The following is a 17,904-nucleotide window of genomic DNA, read 5'->3' as shown; positions in this document are numbered from 1 at the left end:
CTCTGTTATCCCTACCTACTATGCCAAGGACGGCAGAGCAACTTTGCACTATGGCAGAACATCTCTGCACTACAGCAGAGCATCTCTGCACATTAGTACCCAATTATTCACGGAGAGTACCATGTTCAACTTCTTCAAGACGCGAGCCGACCTTCCGGTCATGGACGCCTCGCCGGACAAGATAAGGTCCATCTATCGCAAGTATCAGTGGCAGGTCTTCCTGGGCCTGGTACTGGGCTACGCCATGTTCTATGTGGTTCGCATGAGCCTTAACGTGGTCAAGAAACCGTTGCTGGATGCCGGGATCGTCACCCTGGATGAACTGGGTGTCATCGGTTCGGCCTTCCTGTTCACCTACGCGGTCGGCAAGTTCTCCAACGGCTTCCTGTCGGATTACGCCAACATAGGCCGCTTCATGTCGGTCGCCCTGGGCGCCTCCGCCGTCTGTACCATCTTCATGGGCATGAACACGGCCACCTTCTTCCTGGTGCTGATGTGGGGCCTGAACGGCTGGTTCCAGTCCATCGGCTCGGCGCCCTCCTGCGTCTCCATCTTCCAGTGGTTCTCCCCCAAGCAGCGTGGCTCCGTCTACTCCATCTGGGGCGGCTCCCGCAATATAGGTGAAGGCATCTCCTGGATACTGACCGCGACCGTCGTCAGCTACTTCGGCTGGCAAGCGGGCTTCATCGGGGCCGGTATTGCCTCCGGGATCGCCGCCATCTTCATGTTCCTGGCCCTGAAGGACCGCCCGCAGACTTATGCTCTGCCCGAGCCTGCCGTCGCCTTCGGTGAAGAGCCGGAGATCGCCAAGAAAGTCGAGCCGGCCGAGATCCGTCGCGCCCAGATGTTCATCCTCAAGCAGCCGACCGTCTGGCTCATCGCCGCCGCCTGTGCCTTCATGTACATGTCCCGCTACGCCATGAGCTCCTGGGCCGTGCTCTATCTGCAAGAGCAGAAGGGATACAGCCTGATCGATGCCGGCTTTGCCATGTCCGCCTACCCCATCGCCGGTTTCGTCGGCGCCATCCTGGCCGGGGTCATCTCCGACAAGGTATTCAACTCCAACCGCCACATCCCGACCCTGCTGTACGGCTTGGCCAACATCGCCGGTATGTGCCTGATGTTCTGGGGCCCCCAGAGCCGCATGATGGACGCCGTCGCCCTCTCCCTGATCGGTTACTCCATCGGTGGTCTGGTGGTGTTCCTGGCCGGTCTGACCGCCTGTGACCTGATGCCCAAGACCGCCGTCGGCGCCGTGAAAGGCTTCATCGGCCTCTGCTCCTACATCGCCGCCTCCGGCCAGGAGCTGGTCTCCGCCGCCCTCATCAAGACCAGCGTGGTCGACGGGGTCACTCACTACGACTTCAGCAGTGCCCAGTACTTCTGGCTTGGTGCTTCGGTCATCTCCATGTTGCTCGCCCTGACGGTGTGGAAAGCCAAAAAAGTCGTCAACTACTGACCATCACGCAAATGAACCCAATAAAAAAGGTGGTCTCTTGACCACCTTTTTTATGTCACGCCCCCAGACAGAGAGCCCACCCCATGCGTAAAACCAAGATTATCGCTACCCTAGGCCCGACCAGCTCCTCCAGAGAGATGGTGGAAAAATTGATCCTGGCGGGAGCCAATGTGTTTCGACTCAACTTCTCCCATGGCTCCAGTGAACAGCATCAGCAACTCGCCCGGCGGATCCGCGAGGTTGCGACCCGGCTTGGGGTGCACATCGGCATACTGGCCGACCTGCAAGGCCCCAAGATCCGGATCGCCAGCTTCGCAGAGGGCAGCATACGACTGCTGCCGGGGGATAGTTTCATTCTGGATGCCAGTCTGGATCCCGCCCAAGGCAACCAGGAGCGCGTCGGCCTCGATTACCCCGAACTGGTCAATGAGGTCAGGGTCGACAACATATTGCTGCTCGACGATGGCCGCCTGCAGTTCAAGGTGGAGCACATTGCGGAGAACCGGGTCTACACCCGAGTATTGATCGGGGGCGTCTTGTCCAATCGCAAGGGGATCAACGTGCTGGGGGGCGGCCTGAGCGCACCGGCCCTGACTGAAAAAGACAAGCTGGACATTGTGACGGCACACCAGTTGGGCGCCGACTTCGTCGCCGTCTCCTTCCCGCGCAGTGCGGCAGACTTGCAGGAGGCGCGGCAATTGATCCGGGCCACCGGCAGCAGGGCCGCCATCGTTGCCGAGGTGGTCGCCTCCATCGAGGCCATGGATGACGTCATCCGCGCCGCCGACATCATCATGGTGGCCAGGGGGGACCTGGGCGTCGAGATAGGCGACGCCAGACTGCCCGGCGTCCAGAAGAGACTGATCCAGCGCTGTCGCCTGCTTGGCCGCCCGGTGATCACGGCAACCCAGATGATGGAGTCCATGATAACCAACCCCATGCCGACCCGGGCCGAGGTGCTGGATGTCGCCAATGCGGTCATGGACGGTACCGACGCCGTCATGCTTTCGGCGGAATCTGCCGCAGGCAGTTATCCGGTTGAAGCCGTTGAGGCCATGGCCCGCATCGCCCTCGGTGCAGAGCAGGAGGCGCTATTCGGGCAGCCACTCTGGCAGAAAGTCGGCTCACAGGAGCAACCCGACCACGGCATGGCGCTGGCTGCCATGACCTCGGCCTTCGGGCAGAACAAGGGGTGCGGTATTGCCGTGCTGACCCCCCAGGGCGCTGCCGTCATCGCCCTCTCCCGCACCCTCCTCGACAACCCGCTATGGGCCCTCTCCAGCGATAGGCCTTTGCTCAATCAGATGGCCATGCTGCGTGGCGTGCGTCCCATCTACTTCGAACAGACGCAGACAGATGGTCACCATGACCACTTGATCGCCACCTTGCGCCAGGCTAACCAGCTGACCGGGCTCGACTCTCTGTTGATCAGCCAACTTGATGCCTTGGAGGGATACGGTCATGAGGATGTCTGTCGCTTGGTGCCCCTGAGCACTGATCCTGTGGCGTTTGCCTGCTGATGGTGAGGCCTGGCTCTGAACAGAGAGGGCCAAATAGCAGGATCCTGAATGCAAAAAACCCCGCCTAAGCGGGGTTTTTCTAAAGATGGTCGGTGATAAAGGATTCGAACCTTTGACCCTCTGGTCCCAAACCAGATGCGCTACCGGGCTGCGCTAATCACCGAGAAATTTTTTTAACAGCAAAAAACAACTTTCGGTCATCTCATGCTTACAGTCAGTATGGTGCGAAGAGAGGGACTCGAACCCTCACACCCTAAGGCACTAACACCTGAAGCTAGCGCGTCTACCAATTCCGCCACCTTCGCATACCGAACTAACTGTCACTCTACAGCTTAATGGGGTGGCTGATGGGGCTCGAACCCACGACAACCGGAATCACAATCCGGGACTCTACCAACTGAGCTACAGCCACCACAGCTGTTTTGTTCCACAACACGCCCGCTAATTCAGCGCACGTTTGATGGTGCGCCCGACAGGATTCGAACCTGTGACCTCTGCCTCCGGAGGGCAGCGCTCTATCCAGCTGAGCTACGGGCGCCACGCTGTCGAACGGGGCGGATTATTCACTACCTGAGTCGGCTTGTCCACTCTTTTTTCATTCAATTGATTCAACCGCTGTTTTTTCAAGCACTTGACTGCATTTGCAACGACTAATCGGCTACTCAGCCAGGTTCGACACCCAGCGCCCCTGTTTCTACAGCTTAGGTGTCCTTGACTTGCCTCCATATGCCCCTAAAATGAATGAACGTTCATTCAGTGATACCGCAAGGACCATGAATAAGAAAGAGCGCATTTTCGATGCGGCACACGATATTCTCGCCGAGCAGGGCTTTCATGGACTCTCTATTGCCATGGTCGCCAAGCAAGCTAAGGTGGCAACTGGAACTATTTATCGTTACTTTAGCGATAAGGAAGATCTGATCCGCCAACTTTATCGGCACACCATCATGGGGTGCCGTGAGCAGATACTGAATGACGTGAATATAGAAGAGACATCTTTCGAGCAATACCGACAGTTGTGGCTCAATATTCATCACATTTTTACTTCCGACCCGAATGCCATCATCTGCAAACTGCAGTATGAGTGCTCGCCTTTGGCCTCGGAACTGGAACGCGACCCCGTCATCATGGCGCTATGGGAACCATTAGATCGGTTTTTTGAGCGAGGTCGTATAGCAGGGCTGTTTATCGATCTACCGCTGAGGGTGCTGCAATCCCTCAGCCTGGACAGTGTTGCCCTCTTGCTACAACAATGCAGGGGGCATCAGTTGACTCTGACCGATACCCAGCAGGAAGCCGTGATACGCGCCAGCTGGCAAGCCATATTACAACCCTAAAATTTCTCTAATCAGGAATCTGTTCATGAAAAAGTGGATGGCCATCATGTTGCTGATCGCGCTGGCCCTGTTTGGCAGCGTTATCGGTTTCAATATGTTCAAGCAGAAGAAGATCGCCGAGTTCATGGCCAACAGGCCCGAGCCCGAATTCCCGGTCACCGCCATGGTCATCAAGTCCCAGGATTGGACCCCGACCATCGAAGCGATCGGCTTCGTCGAACCGAACCAGGGTGTCACGTTGTCGACCGAACTGGCGGGTACTATCGATCAGATAGCCTTCGAGTCAGGCATGGACGTCAAGGCCGACCGACTGCTGATCAGTCTGGACTCCAGCGTCGAGAAGGCCAATCTGCGCTCTTCCACCGCCAGACTGCCTGCCGCCCGAGCCAAGTTCGAGCGCTACAAGAACCTCTATACGAAGAACTCCATCTCCCGTGACCAGCTCGATGATGCCGAAGCCAGCTATCGCTCCCTGGAGGCCGACATAGAGAGCCTGAAGGCGACCATAGCCCGTCGGGAAGTACGAGCGCCTTTCGCGGGCGTCGTGGGTCTGCGCAATGTCTTCCTCGGCCAATACATGGAGCCGGGTACCGAGATAGTGCGTCTGGAAGATATCAGCGTGATGCGTTTGCGCTTTACCGTACCCCAGACCGATATCAGCAAGATATCCCTGGGTCAGACCATCAAGATCAGCGTGGATGCATACCCGCAAACCGAGTTCAGCGGCAAGATCAGCGCCATCGAACCGGCCGTCAACTATCAGAGCGGTTTGATCCAGGTGCAGGCTGACATCCCCAACAATGGCGGCAAATTGCGCTCCGGCATGTTTGCCCGCGCCAGCATTGTTCTACCCACCATCAAAGACCAGGTCGTGCTGCCACAAAATGCCATTACCTTCACCCTCTATGGCGAGAACGTCTACGTCATCCAGGAGAAGGACGGCGTCAAACGTGTCACTCAACATGTAATCAAGGTTGGCGAGCGCCGCGGCAATGATGCCCACATCCTGAGCGGTATCAAAGCCGGTGATGAGGTAGTGCTGTCCGGACAGGTGCGATTGAGTAACGACACCAAGGTCAAAGTTGAGAAAAACGATGCCCTGGCTGTCCCGGCACAAGCCCCGATGCTGTAAGCGCGGAGATCTGTAATGCGATTTACTGACATATTCATAAAGCGGCCTGTGCTGGCAATCTCGATCAGTTTTCTGATCGCCTTGCTTGGCTTCCAGGCCATCTTCAAGATGCAGGTGCGCGAATATCCCGAGGTGATCAATACCGTCATCACGGTCAACACCAGCTACTACGGCGCCAGCTCGGATCTGATCCAGGGGTTCATTACCCAACCCCTGGAACAGGCGATAGCCCAGGCCGACAACATCGACTTCATGACCTCGTCCAGTCAGCTGGGTAGCTCGACCGTGACGGCATTCATGAAGTTGAATACCGATCCGAACGCCGCGCTGTCAGACATTCTTGCCAAGGTGAACTCGGTACGTTCCCAGTTGCCCAAAGAGTCGGAAGACCCTTCGGTCACCTCTTCCACCGGTTCCACCACCGCGGTGCTCTATCTGGGGGTCACCAGTCCAGAGCTGAACTCGAGTCAGATCACCGACTACCTGGAACGGGTCGTCAAGCCCCAGCTGTTTACTGTGGGCGGCGTCTCCAAGGTGGATCTCTACGGCGGGACCGAGTTTGCCCTGCGCGTCTGGCTGGATCCGGCCAAGATGGCCGCCTTCAACCTGACCGCCAGTGACGTGATGACGGTGCTTAACAGCAACAACTATCAGTCGGCAACCGGCCAGTCCACCGGCTACTTCATGTTGTTCAACGGTGATGCCAAGACACAGGTCACCAATACCGCCGAACTGGAACGACTGGTTGTATCGACCCGGGAAGGCAAGGTGATCCGTCTGTCCGACATCGCCAAAGTCAGCCTGGAGAAGAGCCACGACATCTATCGCGCCACCGCCAATGGCCGTGAAGCCGTGGTCATGGCAGTCAACGCCTCGCCGACTGCCAACCCGATCAACATAGCCCACGACGTGTTGGCGATGCTGCCAAGCCTCAAGCGCAACATGCCGAGTACCATGGAGCTGAACATCCTCTATGACTCGACCGTGGCCATCAATGAATCGATCCACGAGGTTATCAAGACCATCATCGAGGCTGCGGCCATCGTACTGGTGGTGATCACCCTGTTCCTGGGCTCGTTCCGCGCCGTTATCATCCCCATCATCACCATCCCCTTGAGTCTCATCGGGGTCGTGATGGTGATGGACATCTTCGGCTTCTCCATCAATCTCATGACGTTGCTGGCCATGGTGCTCGCCATCGGTCTGGTGGTGGATGACGCCATCGTCGTGCTGGAGAACGTGGACAGGCACATCAAGGAGGGGGAGGAACCGTTCCGGGCCGCCATCATAGGTACCCGGGAGATAGCCGTCCCCGTCATCGCCATGACCCTGACTCTGGCAGCCGTGTACGCCCCTATCGCACTGATGGGTGGCATCACCGGCTCGCTATTCAAGGAATTTGCGCTGACCCTGGCGGGAGCCGTGTTCGTGTCAGGCATCATCGCCCTGACCCTCTCCCCCATGATGTGTTCCGTGATGCTCAAGGCCAATGCCAAGCCGAGCAAGTTCGAAAGCACTGTGCATCACCTGCTCGAACGCATGACGGATCGCTATGACCGTATGCTGCACGCCGTGATGCAAAAGCGCATCGTGGTCATCATCTTCGCGGTCATCGTCTTTGGCAGTCTGCCGCTGCTGTTCAAGTTCATCCCGAGCGAACTGGCGCCATCCGAAGATAAAGGCGTCATGGCGGTGCTGGGCACGGCGCCCTCGAACGCCAATCTGGACTACATCGAATCCACCATGAAGGATGTGAACAAGATCCTGGACGACCAGCCAGAGATCGCCTACTCACAAGTCTTCTCCGGTGTATTCAATGCCAATCAGGCGTTCGGTATCGCCTCTCTGAAGCCTTGGAGCGAGCGGGAGGCTAGCCAGAAGGAGGTGCTGGATCGCGTCGGCCTGCAAGTCAAAGACATCCCCGGCATGTCCATCACCACCTTCCAGTTCCCCGAACTGCCAGGTGCATCCAGCGGCTTGCCGATCCAGTTCGTCATCACCACACCAAACAGCTTCGAGAGCCTGTTTATCGTGGCAAGCGAGGTGCTGAGCGCAGCCCAGGCCAGTGGCCAGTTTGTCTACTCGGATCTCGATCTGAACTATGACTCTGCCACCATGAAGATCAACATCGACAAGGACAAGGCCGGTGCCTACGGCATCACCATGCAGGACATAGGCGTCACCATGGGCACCATGATGGCGGATGGCTACGTCAACCGTATCGACCTGGATGGCCGCTCCTATGAGGTGATCCCGCAGGTGGAACGCAAGTACCGCCTCAATCCCGAGTCAATGAAAGGCTACTATGTTCGCGCCGCCGATGGTCGCTCCGTGCCCCTTGGCAGCCTGATCACCATAGATGTAGTCGGTGAGCCGCGCGCCCTGCCCCACTTCAACCAGCTCAACTCGGCGACCATAGGTGCAGTGCCTACCCCGGGTGTTGCCATGGGCGATGCGATCGGCTGGTTAGAAACGGAAGCGGCTGCCACCCTGCCCCAGGGTTATCGTTACGATTTCATGGGCGAGGCTCGTCAGTTTGTCACCGAAGGCAATGCGCTCTATGCCACCTTCGCGCTGGCACTGGCCATCATCTTCCTGGTGCTGGCCATCCAGTTCGAATCCGTCCGTGACCCCCTGGTGATCATGGTGTCGGTCCCATTGGCTATCAGTGGCGCCTTGATCGCGCTGGCCTGGGGTCTGGCAACCATGAACATCTACTCCCAGGTGGGATTGATCACCTTGGTGGGCCTGATCACCAAGCACGGCATCCTTATCTGTGAGGTGGCCAAAGAGGAACAGCTGCTGCACGGCAAGAACCGGATGGAAGCTGTGATGCAGGCGGCCAAGGTGCGACTGCGCCCCATACTGATGACCACGGCGGCCATGATAGCCGGCCTTATTCCGCTGCTGTACGCAGCGGGGGCTGGCGCCGCCCAGCGCTTCAGTATCGGTATCGTCATCGTTGCCGGTCTGGCCATAGGTACCCTGTTTACGCTGTTCGTACTGCCGGTTATCTACACCTTCCTGGCGTCCAAACATGAGCCGCTCAAGGAGTTCGACGAGTCGATTCCTCCCAAGGCGATGGGTGGTCACTGATCCCATGCTCCATATAAAAAAGGCCCCGCGAGGGGCCTTTTTTCTGGGCGGGGATTGAGCTTTCAATGCAGAGTCTTCAACAATAAGCGCAGCTCGGGGTCATCCCCGATCATCACCCATAAAAACGGCCACCCGCTGGGGTGGCCGTTTCTGGATGAGCAAAGCGGATGCGTTTAGCGCAAGGATTTGACCGAGCGGCGCACTATCAGCTCGGGCTGCACCGTCATGGACTCGACTTCCAGCTCCTTGTTGCGGATCCTGCTCACCAATTGTTGCACCGCCAGCAGGCCCAGTTCGGCCTTGGGGTGGCGAATGGTGGTGAGCGGCGGGCTGGAGAAACGCGCCATCTCCACATCGTCATAGCCGATGACGGATATATCGTCCGGCACCTTGACCCCGGCCTCCCAGGCCGCGCAGATGGCACCTATCGCCATGGGATCGTCGAAGGCAAAGACCGCGGTCGGGCGCGGCTCTAGCGCCAGGATATGCAGCATCTGGTCGAAACCGCTCTGGCTCTCGTAGTCCCCCTCGAAGATCTGCTCGCTCTTCAAGGTGAGCCCCTGCTCGGCCAGGGCATCGCGCACCCCATCCAGTCGCTGCTGAGTGGTTGGCTTGTCGAGCTGACCCGTGATGCAGGCGATATTGCGATGGCCCTGCTCCAGCAGATGGCCGACCGCCATGCGGGCACCGATGCGCGCGTTGTCATTGATGACGTTGGCAAAATCGCACTCGGTTCCCCAATCCAGCACCACCTGGGGCACTGACTTGTGGATACGCAGCATGTCGCGCAGCGGCGTGTCTATATCGGTACCCAGTACCAGCAGGCCATCGACCCGCTTCTCCATCAGCATCCGCAGATAGTGTTGCTGACGAGGTGGCTGGTTTTCGGTATTGCACAAGATCAGGCTGTAGCCCTGCTCGAAGCAGTAAGCCTCCACCCCGCGAACCACCTCCGCGAAGAAGGGGTTGGCACTGGTGGTGACCAGCATGCCTATGGTCTTGGTCGAATTTATCTTGAGGCTGCGCGCCACCGAATTGGGTGCGTAGTTGAGTTCTGCCACCGCCTCAAGCACGTTTTGGGTTGCTTCTTCGCTGACCCGACGGGTGTGATTGAGTACATGTGAGACGGTGGAGATGGATACGCCTGCGCGCGCGGCGACATCTTTAATAGTGGCCATCTCTGTCTCCTGAATATCAAAAGCGGAACCTTAGCAGATTTCCCGAATAAAGGCTTGAAATTAACGGGAACTGTCAGGCGATTGCCGATGCTGGCTAATCTAGGTGCCGCCCTGAGTTTGCGCAAACAGATTTTGAACGAAATGGGAGCCTCATCAGAGTAAAAACTCGTCAGGTTTTTCCGCTATCAAATCAACACACCCCAAATGTTAACCTTATGTTACCTATAAAAAACAGCATTAAACACCAAGCAAATGTCTATACATAGTCGTAAGCTTCATTCAACCCCCACCCAGTGCCCCTTATGCCATATCTTTAACAGCTTGTTATTACTGGGGCAGGAATGATAGAACCTTAGCTATTGCCGGATAAGCGGGAAGTCTGTCCGGTGTGAAACAATCCACTGATTAAAGGGACGAATCTATGAATAACTGGAGCAAGGTTGCAGTCAGGGCAGCGGTTTCTATGGCGCTGTTTGGTTCTGTTTCCATGGCCTATGCCGCCGACACCATCAAGATTGGCATTGCAGGCCCGGTCACCGGCCCGGTCGCTCAATATGGCGACATGCAATTCACCGGCGGCAAGATGGCCGTCGAGATGATCAACAAGGCTGGCGGCATCAAGGGCAAGCAGATCGAGGCCGTCATCTATGATGATGCCTGCGATCCCAAGCAAGCGGTCGCGGTCGCCAACAAGGTGATCAACGACGGTGTCAAATTTGTGGTTGGCCACCTCTGCTCCGATAACACCCTGCCCGCCTCCGACATCTATGAAGACGAAGGCGTGCTGATGATCACCCCCGCCTCCACCAACCCCAAGATCACCGAGCGTGGCTACCAGATGGTGCTGCGAACCATAGGTCTGGATAGCGATCAGGGCCCGACTGCCGCCAAGTACATCATTGACGTGGTCAAACCCCAGCGTGTCGCCGTCATCCATGACAAGAAGCAATATGGTGAAGGCATCGCCTCCAGCGTGAAAGCCACATTGGACAAGGCTGGCGTCAAAGTCGTTGCCTTCGAAGGTATCACCGCCGGTGACAAGGACTTCTCCGCCCTGATCGCCAAGCTGCAGAAAGAGAACGTCGATTTCGTCTACTACGGCGGCTACCACCCGGAATTGGGTCTGATCCTGCGTCAGGCAAATGAGAAAGGCTTCAAGGCCAAGTTCATGGGTCCGGAAGGGGTAGGTAACAAGGATATCTCCGCCATCGGCGGTAAGGGCTCCGAAGGTCTGCTGGTCACCCTGCCGAACAAGTATGACCTGGTGCCGGCCAACGCCCCGATCGTCGCAGCCTTCAAGGCCAAGGGTCAGGACTCCTCAGGCCCCTTCGTCTGGACCACCTATGCGGCAGTCCAGACCCTGGCTGCCGGTATAGCGAAAGCCGGTGAAGACCCGGTTGCCGTGGAAAAGGCTATCAAGAGCAGCACCATAGACACCGTCATGGGCCCCCTCACCTGGGCACCGAATGGCGACCTGAAAGGCTTCGAGTTCGGCATGTTTGAGTGGCATGCCGACGGCACCTCTACTCAACTCAAATAATAAATCTGCCGGAGGGGGTGAGCATGCTCACCCCCTCACGTCTTTGCGGGCAAGTACAGGGAACGCAGTATGTCCGAACATATTCTTTATTTGGTTCAGCAATTGCTGAACGGATTAACCATAGGCAGTACCTATGCGTTGATCGCCATCGGCTATACCATGGTCTATGGCATTATTGGCATGATCAACTTCGCCCACGGCGAGGTTTACATGATTGGCTCCTATGTTGCCTTCATGGTCATGGCCGCCCTCATGATGATGGGTATAGACACCACAGCCATACTGCTTGGTTCTGCCTTTCTCATCAGTATCATAGTGACCGGCACCTATGGCTGGACCATAGAGCGGGTCGCCTACCGCCCCTTGCGCGGCGGCAACCGCCTGATCCCCCTCATCTCCGCCATCGGCATGTCGATCTTCTTGCAGAACATGATGCGCATGGCACAAGGATCCCGGGACATCGCCATGCCGACCCTGATCAGTGGCGGCTGGAACTTTGGCGCTGAGGATGGCTTCCAGGCCAGCCTCTCCTACATGCAGCTCATCATCTTCGTGGTGACCTTCATCACCATGCTGGCGCTGACCCAGTTCATCAACCGCTCCCGCATGGGCCGCGCCTGCCGCGCCTGCTCGGAAGACATCAAGATGGCGAACCTGCTGGGCATAGACACCCATGTAGTCATCTCCATCACCTTCGTGCTGGGGGCCACCCTGGCCGCGGTGGCCGGTGTGCTGCTTGGTATGTATTACGGTGTGATCAACCCCTACCTCGGCTTTATGGCCGGACTGAAGGCGTTTACGGCGGCTGTTTTGGGCGGTATCGGCAGCATTCCGGGCGCCGTGATCGGCGGCCTGCTGCTGGGGGTGGTCGAGGCGCTCACCGCCGGCTACCTCAGCACCGAGTACAAGGATGTCATGGCCTTCGCCCTGCTCATCCTGGTACTGCTCTTTATGCCCACCGGCATCCTGGGTCGCCCGGAGGTCGAGAAAGTATGATGAAACGTCAACTCATTCACGCCTGCGTCGCCAGCCTGGTGCTGATGCTGCTCTCTTTCTGGCTACTCGGCTTCAAGCTCGAAACAGACGGCACTCGCTTGCTGGTCATCAGCAGGCTCGATGTCTCCCTGGTCTGGTTGCTGGGTGGGGCGGCTCTGGTGTTCTGTTTCCAGCTGCTGCGCAGCCAGATCCTGGGGCTGTTCAAGGGGTCCACCAGCGGTGTCTCCAAGCTGGTTCTGCCCAGTCCGGAGCAGGCGCCACGCCTCTACAACACGGCGGCGCTCATCGCCCTGCTGCTGGCGGTAAGCTGGCCCTTCATGGCCTCCCGTGGTGCCGTAGATCTCGCCACCCTCACCCTGATTTACGTGATGCTGGGTCTGGGTCTGAACGTGGTGGTCGGTCTGGCGGGTCTGCTCGATCTGGGCTATGTCGGCTTCTACGCGGTCGGTGCCTACAGCTATGCCCTGCTCAACACCTACTTCGGGCTCAGCTTCTGGGAGTGCCTGCCCATCGCGGGGGGCATGGCCGCCCTGTTCGGCTTCCTGCTCGGCTTCCCCGTGCTGCGGCTGAGGGGGGACTATCTGGCCATCGTCACTCTGGGGTTTGGCGAGATCATCCGTATCCTGCTCAACAACCTCACCTCCCTCACCGGTGGCCCGAACGGGATATCCGGCATTCCCAAACCCACCCTGGGTGGCCTGGAATTCAACCGCACCGTCAAGGATGGCGGCTTCGGCACCTTCCACGACTTTTTTGGCATCACCTATAACGCCAACCACAAAGTGATCTTCGTCTATCTGATGGCCTTGTTGCTGGTCATCGCCACTCTGTTCGTCATCAACCGTCTGCTGCGTATGCCACTCGGCCGCGCCTGGGAGGCACTGCGCGAAGATGAGATCGCCTGTAAATCTCTGGGGCTCAATCCCACCATCATCAAGCTGACCGCCTTCACCATAGGCGCCTGCTTCGCGGGCTTCGCGGGCAGCTTCTTTGCTTCGCGCCAGGGCTTCATCAGCCCTGAATCCTTCGTGTTCATCGAGTCGGCCATCGTGCTGGCAATCGTGGTGCTGGGTGGCATGGGATCTCAGATTGGCGTGGTGCTGGCCGCCATTGTCATGACGGTACTGCCCGAGCTGGCTCGCGAGTTCAACGAATACCGCATGCTGATGTTCGGTCTGCTGATGGTCTTTATGATGATCTGGCGTCCTCAGGGTCTGCTGCCCATGACCCGCCCCCATCTGGAGCTGCAAAAATGAATCAGAAGTTATTAGAAGTCTCTGATCTGTCGATGCGTTTTGGTGGTCTGCTGGCCGTCAACGGCGTAAAGCTTGATGTCGACCAGGGTGAGGTCATCTCCATCATTGGCCCCAACGGGGCTGGCAAAACCACTATTTTCAACTGCCTGACCGGCTTCTACCGGCCAAGCGGCGGCACCATCCGCTACCGTGGCGAGGAGATCCAGGGGCTACCCGGCCACCTCATCGCCCGCAAGGGGGTGGTGCGCACCTTCCAGCATGTTCGGCTGTTCAAGGACATGACGGCAGTAGAGAACCTGCTGGTCGCCCAGCATCGTCACCTCAACACCGGTTTTCTCTCCGGCCTGTTCAAGACCCCGGCTTTTCGCCGCGCCGAACAGGAGGGCCTGGATCAGTCCGCCTTCTGGCTGGAAAAAGTGGGCCTCAAGGACCTTGCCAACCGTCCCGCAGGCAACCTGGCCTATGGCCAGCAGCGCCGCCTGGAGATAGCCCGTTGCATGGCTACCAAGCCAGCGCTGTTGATGCTCGACGAGCCGGCAGCCGGCCTCAACCCCCATGAGACCGACGAGCTCAACGAGCTGATCGTCGGGTTGCGCGACGAGTTCGGTGTCTCGGTGCTGCTGATAGAGCATGACATGAAGCTGGTGATGGATATCTCCAATCGCATCTTCGTGGTCAACCAGGGCACGCCGCTGGCTCAGGGTAAACCGGAGGAAATTCGTAACAATCCGGCAGTGATCAAGGCCTATCTGGGCGAGTCGTAAGGACAAAAAGATGTTAGAACTTCGCAACGTATCGACCCATTACGGCAAGATCCAGGCCCTGCACGACGTCAGTGTCGAGGTAAAAGAGGGAGAAATAGTCACCCTGATCGGTGCCAACGGCGCCGGTAAAACCACGCTGCTGATGACCCTCTGTGGCGAACCCAAACCCAGTAGCGGCAGCATCTGGTTCGAGGGAGAAGAGATAACCCCCCTTACCACGGCTCGCATCATGCGCAAGGACATTGCCGTGGTGCCTGAGGGGCGACGCATCTTCGCCCGATTGACGGTGGAGGAGAACCTGCGCATGGGCGCCTTCTTCGTCGACAAGCATGAGCAGGAGGATTTGCTGCAACAAGTGTTCGCCATGTTCCCCCGCCTGCACGAGCGGCTGGAGCAACGGGCGGGCACCATGTCCGGGGGCGAGCAGCAGATGCTGGCCATAGGTCGCGCCCTGATGAGCAAGCCGCGCCTGCTGCTGCTCGACGAGCCCTCCCTCGGCTTGGCCCCCATTATCATCCAGCAGATCTTTGACACCATTTTGCAACTGAGGGAGAAGGGTATGACCATCTTCCTGGTTGAGCAGAATGCCAACCAGGCACTCAAGCTGGCAGACAGAGGCTATGTGCTCGAGAACGGCCGCGTGGTGTTGCAGGACTCGGGAGCCGCCCTGCTCTCCAATCCGGCGGTGCGCCAAGCCTATCTGGGCGGCTGACATGGTTCCTATACCGGTTCCATTGCAGCAAGGATCCAGATATCGCTCGGTGGTGAGGTCGTGAGGCAACCCAGGGTCACCCCGGACAATCACAAGTTTTGGCGTGACCCTGAACTACCTTTTATCGAGGCACGCTCGGTGCAGGATGGCCGGCGCGTCTGCTACGACAAACACAGTCACCCCCACTTCTCCATCGGTGCCATCACCGGCGGCCACAGCAGCTATCTCAATCAGCGCAGCTGGCAAAGTGTTGGCACCGGCAGTCTGGTGCTGATGAACCCGGAAGAGGTGCATGCCTGCAATCCCATCTCGGATCAGCCCTGGTCCTATCTGATGTTCTATCTCGATCTCGACTGGCTGGGTTGCCAGCAACAAGAAGCGGGTCTTGGCAACGAATTTCGCCCCTTCGACATGACGGCCAGTCGGGATCCCTTGATCTATTCTCTCTTGCGGCAGCTCTATCGCACCCTGGTCGATAACAGCCAGGATACCCTGGCCAGGCAGGTGGCCTGTCACACCTTCGGCCACCAGCTACTCCAGCGCCTGACCCCGGCTCACTGGGATGACAACCCTCCCTCACGCCTGCAACGGGCCGCCGAGCTGATGCAAGACGAATACGCCAATGCGCTCAGCTTGCAGCAGCTCAGCGCCATGGCCGAACTCAGCCCTTCCCACTTCGTGCGAGCCTTCAATCGTCATTACGGCATGACCCCCCACGCCTACCTGCTCAACCAGCGTATTCGCCGTGCCCGCATCCTGTTGCAGCGGGGACAATCCCTGGCCGACGTCGCCCTCGCGAGCGGCTTCGCCGATCAGGCCCACTTCCAACGCCAGTTCAAGCGCCTGGTCGCCGCCACCCCAGGCCAGTACCGGGCCCAGATGGCGGATGTCCACGGCGCCTAGTCGTGGAAAACAGCCACAAAGACCGCCTATCGAATGATGGGGAGATCGCCAGCGCGTCCATTCAGGGCTCCATCACCAGATAGAGGCCGCTGAGCAGAAGCAACGCCGCCATGGCCCGATTGAACCAGCGCAATCTGCGCTGGCACAGCAGCGCTCCCCGCAACTGGCTGCCAGCGTAGGCCCAGCAGGCAATGGACGCCAGACAGATCACCAAGTACAGCAGACAGAACAGCAGTACCTGCCCCGGACCGCCGATAGCACCGTAGGCACCCGCCCCCATGCTGGCGGCCAGCCAGGCCTTGGGGTTGAGCCACTGCATCACGGCCCCATGCCAAAACGCCGGAGATCGACTCGCTTTGGCACTCAAGCGCCCTTCATCCCCCAGCAGCAACCAGGCCATGTGGCAGAGGAAGAGCACCCCAGCCCAACGGATCCCGCTACCAAACACCGGCCAGCCCGATAACAGGGCGCCAAGACCCAATCCCATCAGCAATAACAACAGGATAAAGCCCAGGGTCGCCCCGACCACGTGGCGCAGGCTGGCACGAAAGCCATATCTGGCGCCGTTGCTGAGGGCCACCAGATTGACGGGCCCCGGGGTAATGGACATGGCCAGGGCGAACCCGGCCATGGATAACAGCAGACTCGTTTCCATGAGCAACACTCCAAAAAGATGAGAGGAGCCCACCCTAACCGCCCTGCTCTGCCAGGGTATTGAAGGAAATTGCGCACCACAGGCGCACAGCGGTGCATTGCACGCTTAGCGCGGGCTCGCCCATGGGGTAAACTGCAACCTTCTCGTTACTAGCAGGACAATGTCATGGATCAGTTTGCCCACATCAGCGCCCAGGATGCCTACGCCAAACTCGCCGCAGGCGAGGCCCGCCTGGTCGATATTCGCGATCCCCAGTCATTTGAGACATCCCATGCGGTGGGCGCCTTTCACCTGACCAATGGCAGCCTGGTACGCTTCATGGATGAGGTAGACTTCGATACCCCGGTGATCGTCATCTGCTACCACGGCAACAGCAGCCAGGGCGCCGCTCAATATCTGTTGCAACAAGGCTATGACGAGGTCTACAGCCTGGATGGCGGCTTCGAAGCGTGGCGCAAGGAGTTCCCCATCCAGGCGGGCGATGCATGAGCGGCGCCGATGAACGCGCCCCTACTGGCATGATACAACTGCTGGTACTGGACAATGCCCGCATGGCCCAGGCGCTGGTCGACTACCTGGCTACCTTGGGCATCCCTTGCGAGCTGACCCAGTCAGAGCTTGGCGTCAGTGTCTGGCTCGCCGACGAGCAACGCCTCGCCCAGGCCCAGCTTGAGGTGAAGCGTTTCCTGATCGAGCCCAACCACCCCCGCTACATGGAAGCCTCCTGGCAATCCGGGCGGGCCGATGCCCGCATCGACTACAGCAAGGGGATGGCGGACCCCGTCACCGATTTCCTGCACCATGCCGGCCCCCTGACCCTGCTGGTGATCATCGCCTGCCTCGCCATCTATGCCCTGCAGGCCATAGGCCTACCCATCTTTGATCTGCTGGCGTTTCACCCGACCCTGGCCCAGTTCTCCGATTGGCAAGCCTGGCGCTACCTGACCCCGGCCTTCATCCACTTCTCCATACTGCATCTGGTATTCAACCTGCTGTGGTGGTGGTATCTGGGTGGCCAGATAGAGCAGCGGCTCGGCAGTGGCAAGCTGTTCATCCTGCTGCTGGTCGGGGCGGCGCTGCCCAACATCGCCGAGTTCTTCGCCAGTGGCCCGCTGTTTGGCGGCCTCTCCGGTGTCGTCTATGCCCTGCTCGGTTACCTCTGGCTGCGGGGTCGCCTGCAACCCGAATCCGGCTTAGCCCTGCCCCCGGCGCTGATGGGTTTCATGCTGTTCTGGCTGGTGCTCGGCTTCTTCGACCTGCTCGGCACCAGCACGGCCAACATCGCCCATCTGGTCGGCCTGCTGGTTGGCCTGCTGCAAGGCTGGCTGGACCGCCATCACAAGCTGAGCTGAGTGG

Annotated in this window: 15 protein-coding genes and 4 tRNA genes; 13 read left to right on the top strand and 6 right to left on the bottom strand. The window is 58.7% G+C overall.

Annotation, left to right across the window (positions count from 1 at the left end; all coding sequences use genetic code 11):
* Positions 1-121 precede the first annotated feature (121 nt).
* Positions 122-1,459: an MFS transporter gene (locus tag ACSMDR_RS20930; RefSeq protein WP_042041249.1), complete on the top strand. Its 1,338-nt coding sequence runs from the start codon at positions 122-124 to the stop codon at positions 1,457-1,459.
* 83 nt (positions 1,460-1,542) lie between these two features.
* A complete protein-coding gene (pyk, locus tag ACSMDR_RS20925; RefSeq protein WP_436469561.1) occupies positions 1,543-2,979 on the top strand; it encodes a pyruvate kinase in 1,437 nt (478 codons plus the stop codon).
* Positions 2,980-3,065: 86 nt separating this feature from the next.
* Here the strand turns inward: pyk and ACSMDR_RS20920 are convergent.
* The 4 genes from ACSMDR_RS20920 to ACSMDR_RS20905 all read right to left on the bottom strand — a co-directional run bounded on the left by ACSMDR_RS20920 (position 3,066) and on the right by ACSMDR_RS20905 (position 3,517).
* Positions 3,066-3,142: transfer RNA gene (locus ACSMDR_RS20920), tRNA-Pro, on the bottom strand.
* A 57-nt stretch (positions 3,143-3,199) separates the two neighbouring features.
* Positions 3,200-3,284, bottom strand: a tRNA-Leu gene (locus ACSMDR_RS20915).
* Between the two features lie 31 nt (positions 3,285-3,315).
* Positions 3,316-3,391, bottom strand: a tRNA-His gene (locus ACSMDR_RS20910).
* A 49-nt stretch (positions 3,392-3,440) separates the two neighbouring features.
* A tRNA-Arg gene (locus tag ACSMDR_RS20905) sits at positions 3,441-3,517 on the bottom strand.
* A 235-nt stretch (positions 3,518-3,752) separates the two neighbouring features.
* Between ACSMDR_RS20905 and ACSMDR_RS20900 the strand changes: the two genes are divergently transcribed.
* From ACSMDR_RS20900 to ACSMDR_RS20890, 3 genes are read left to right on the top strand one after another with little or no spacing between them, the layout of a single operon-like run.
* Positions 3,753-4,316, top strand: coding sequence for a TetR/AcrR family transcriptional regulator (locus tag ACSMDR_RS20900; RefSeq protein ID WP_436469560.1), 564 nt, complete (start codon positions 3,753-3,755; stop codon positions 4,314-4,316).
* Positions 4,317-4,341: 25 nt separating this feature from the next.
* On the top strand, positions 4,342-5,448 hold the full coding sequence (locus tag ACSMDR_RS20895) for an efflux RND transporter periplasmic adaptor subunit (RefSeq protein WP_005897962.1): 1,107 nt from the start codon (positions 4,342-4,344) through the stop codon (positions 5,446-5,448).
* Positions 5,449-5,463: 15 nt separating this feature from the next.
* On the top strand, positions 5,464-8,544 hold the full coding sequence (locus tag ACSMDR_RS20890; RefSeq protein WP_436469559.1) for a multidrug efflux RND transporter permease subunit: 3,081 nt from the start codon (positions 5,464-5,466) through the stop codon (positions 8,542-8,544).
* 173 nt (positions 8,545-8,717) lie between these two features.
* Here the strand turns inward: ACSMDR_RS20890 and ACSMDR_RS20885 are convergent, their stop codons facing one another.
* On the bottom strand, positions 8,718-9,722 hold the full coding sequence (locus ACSMDR_RS20885; protein WP_436469558.1) for a substrate-binding domain-containing protein: 1,005 nt from the start codon (positions 9,720-9,722) through the stop codon (positions 8,718-8,720).
* A gap of 421 nt (positions 9,723-10,143) precedes the next feature.
* On the opposite strand from ACSMDR_RS20885, the gene ACSMDR_RS20880 reads away from it, so the two are divergent.
* The 6 genes from ACSMDR_RS20880 to ACSMDR_RS20855 all read left to right on the top strand — a co-directional run bounded on the left by ACSMDR_RS20880 (position 10,144) and on the right by ACSMDR_RS20855 (position 15,893).
* Positions 10,144-11,262: a branched-chain amino acid ABC transporter substrate-binding protein gene (locus ACSMDR_RS20880; RefSeq protein WP_436469557.1), complete on the top strand. Its 1,119-nt coding sequence runs from the start codon at positions 10,144-10,146 to the stop codon at positions 11,260-11,262.
* Positions 11,263-11,331: 69 nt separating this feature from the next.
* A complete protein-coding gene (livH, locus tag ACSMDR_RS20875) occupies positions 11,332-12,258 on the top strand; it encodes a high-affinity branched-chain amino acid ABC transporter permease LivH (protein WP_005897971.1) in 927 nt (308 codons plus the stop codon).
* A complete protein-coding gene (locus tag ACSMDR_RS20870) occupies positions 12,258-13,514 on the top strand; it encodes a high-affinity branched-chain amino acid ABC transporter permease LivM (protein WP_436469609.1) in 1,257 nt (418 codons plus the stop codon). Before livH ends, ACSMDR_RS20870 begins: the two co-directional genes overlap by 1 nt.
* On the top strand, positions 13,511-14,278 hold the full coding sequence (gene livG / locus ACSMDR_RS20865) for a high-affinity branched-chain amino acid ABC transporter ATP-binding protein LivG (RefSeq protein WP_436469556.1): 768 nt from the start codon (positions 13,511-13,513) through the stop codon (positions 14,276-14,278). The genes ACSMDR_RS20870 and livG overlap by 4 nt, the downstream gene beginning before the upstream one ends.
* A 10-nt stretch (positions 14,279-14,288) precedes the next feature.
* Entirely contained in the window at positions 14,289-14,990 is a 702-nt protein-coding gene (locus ACSMDR_RS20860) for an ABC transporter ATP-binding protein (RefSeq protein ID WP_005897977.1), read from the top strand.
* A gap of 60 nt (positions 14,991-15,050) precedes the next feature.
* The gene (locus ACSMDR_RS20855) at positions 15,051-15,893 is read left to right on the top strand and encodes an AraC family transcriptional regulator (protein WP_436469555.1); all 843 of its coding nucleotides are present in this window, start codon (positions 15,051-15,053) and stop codon (positions 15,891-15,893) included.
* Positions 15,894-15,954: 61 nt separating this feature from the next.
* Here the strand turns inward: ACSMDR_RS20855 and ACSMDR_RS20850 are convergent, their stop codons facing one another.
* Positions 15,955-16,548 (bottom strand): LysE family translocator, encoded by a 594-nt coding sequence (locus ACSMDR_RS20850; RefSeq protein ID WP_436469554.1) that lies wholly within the window; start codon positions 16,546-16,548, stop codon positions 15,955-15,957.
* Positions 16,549-16,713: 165 nt separating this feature from the next.
* On the opposite strand from ACSMDR_RS20850, the gene glpE reads away from it, so the two are divergent.
* Positions 16,714-17,037 (top strand): thiosulfate sulfurtransferase GlpE, encoded by a 324-nt coding sequence (glpE, locus tag ACSMDR_RS20845; protein ID WP_005897984.1) that lies wholly within the window; start codon positions 16,714-16,716, stop codon positions 17,035-17,037.
* A gap of 29 nt (positions 17,038-17,066) precedes the next feature.
* Complete coding sequence (glpG, locus tag ACSMDR_RS20840; RefSeq protein ID WP_436469608.1) at positions 17,067-17,900, top strand: rhomboid family intramembrane serine protease GlpG; 834 nt, start codon at positions 17,067-17,069, stop codon at positions 17,898-17,900.
* Positions 17,901-17,904 lie beyond the last annotated feature (4 nt).

Origin of the sequence: Aeromonas molluscorum (assembly GCF_051376105.1) — a bacterium.
In the GTDB taxonomy this organism is placed as follows: Bacteria; Pseudomonadota; Gammaproteobacteria; order Enterobacterales; family Aeromonadaceae; genus Aeromonas; species Aeromonas molluscorum.
Note: the sequence above shows the minus strand (reverse complement) of the source record. Positions and strands in the feature narration are given on the sequence as shown.

Excerpts from the sequence above, each read along its gene's own strand:
- pyk (WP_436469561.1), top strand. The coding sequence starts at position 1,543 with ATGCGTAAAACCAAGATTATCGCTACCCTAGGCCCGACCAGCTCCTCC.
- ACSMDR_RS20895 (WP_005897962.1), top strand. The coding sequence starts at position 4,342 with ATGAAAAAGTGGATGGCCATCATGTTGCTGATCGCGCTGGCCCTGTTT.
- livH (WP_005897971.1), top strand. The coding sequence starts at position 11,332 with ATGTCCGAACATATTCTTTATTTGGTTCAGCAATTGCTGAACGGATTA.
- ACSMDR_RS20850 (WP_436469554.1), bottom strand. The coding sequence starts at position 16,548 with ATGGAAACGAGTCTGCTGTTATCCATGGCCGGGTTCGCCCTGGCCATG.
- ACSMDR_RS20900 (WP_436469560.1), top strand. The coding sequence starts at position 3,753 with ATGAATAAGAAAGAGCGCATTTTCGATGCGGCACACGATATTCTCGCC.
- ACSMDR_RS20870 (WP_436469609.1), top strand. The coding sequence starts at position 12,258 with ATGAAACGTCAACTCATTCACGCCTGCGTCGCCAGCCTGGTGCTGATG.
- glpG (WP_436469608.1), top strand. The coding sequence starts at position 17,067 with ATGATACAACTGCTGGTACTGGACAATGCCCGCATGGCCCAGGCGCTG.
- ACSMDR_RS20930 (WP_042041249.1), top strand. The coding sequence starts at position 122 with ATGTTCAACTTCTTCAAGACGCGAGCCGACCTTCCGGTCATGGACGCC.
- glpE (WP_005897984.1), top strand. The coding sequence starts at position 16,714 with ATGGATCAGTTTGCCCACATCAGCGCCCAGGATGCCTACGCCAAACTC.
- ACSMDR_RS20890 (WP_436469559.1), top strand. The coding sequence starts at position 5,464 with ATGCGATTTACTGACATATTCATAAAGCGGCCTGTGCTGGCAATCTCG.
- ACSMDR_RS20885 (WP_436469558.1), bottom strand. The coding sequence starts at position 9,722 with ATGGCCACTATTAAAGATGTCGCCGCGCGCGCAGGCGTATCCATCTCC.
- ACSMDR_RS20860 (WP_005897977.1), top strand. The coding sequence starts at position 14,289 with ATGTTAGAACTTCGCAACGTATCGACCCATTACGGCAAGATCCAGGCC.
- livG (WP_436469556.1), top strand. The coding sequence starts at position 13,511 with ATGAATCAGAAGTTATTAGAAGTCTCTGATCTGTCGATGCGTTTTGGT.
- ACSMDR_RS20880 (WP_436469557.1), top strand. The coding sequence starts at position 10,144 with ATGAATAACTGGAGCAAGGTTGCAGTCAGGGCAGCGGTTTCTATGGCG.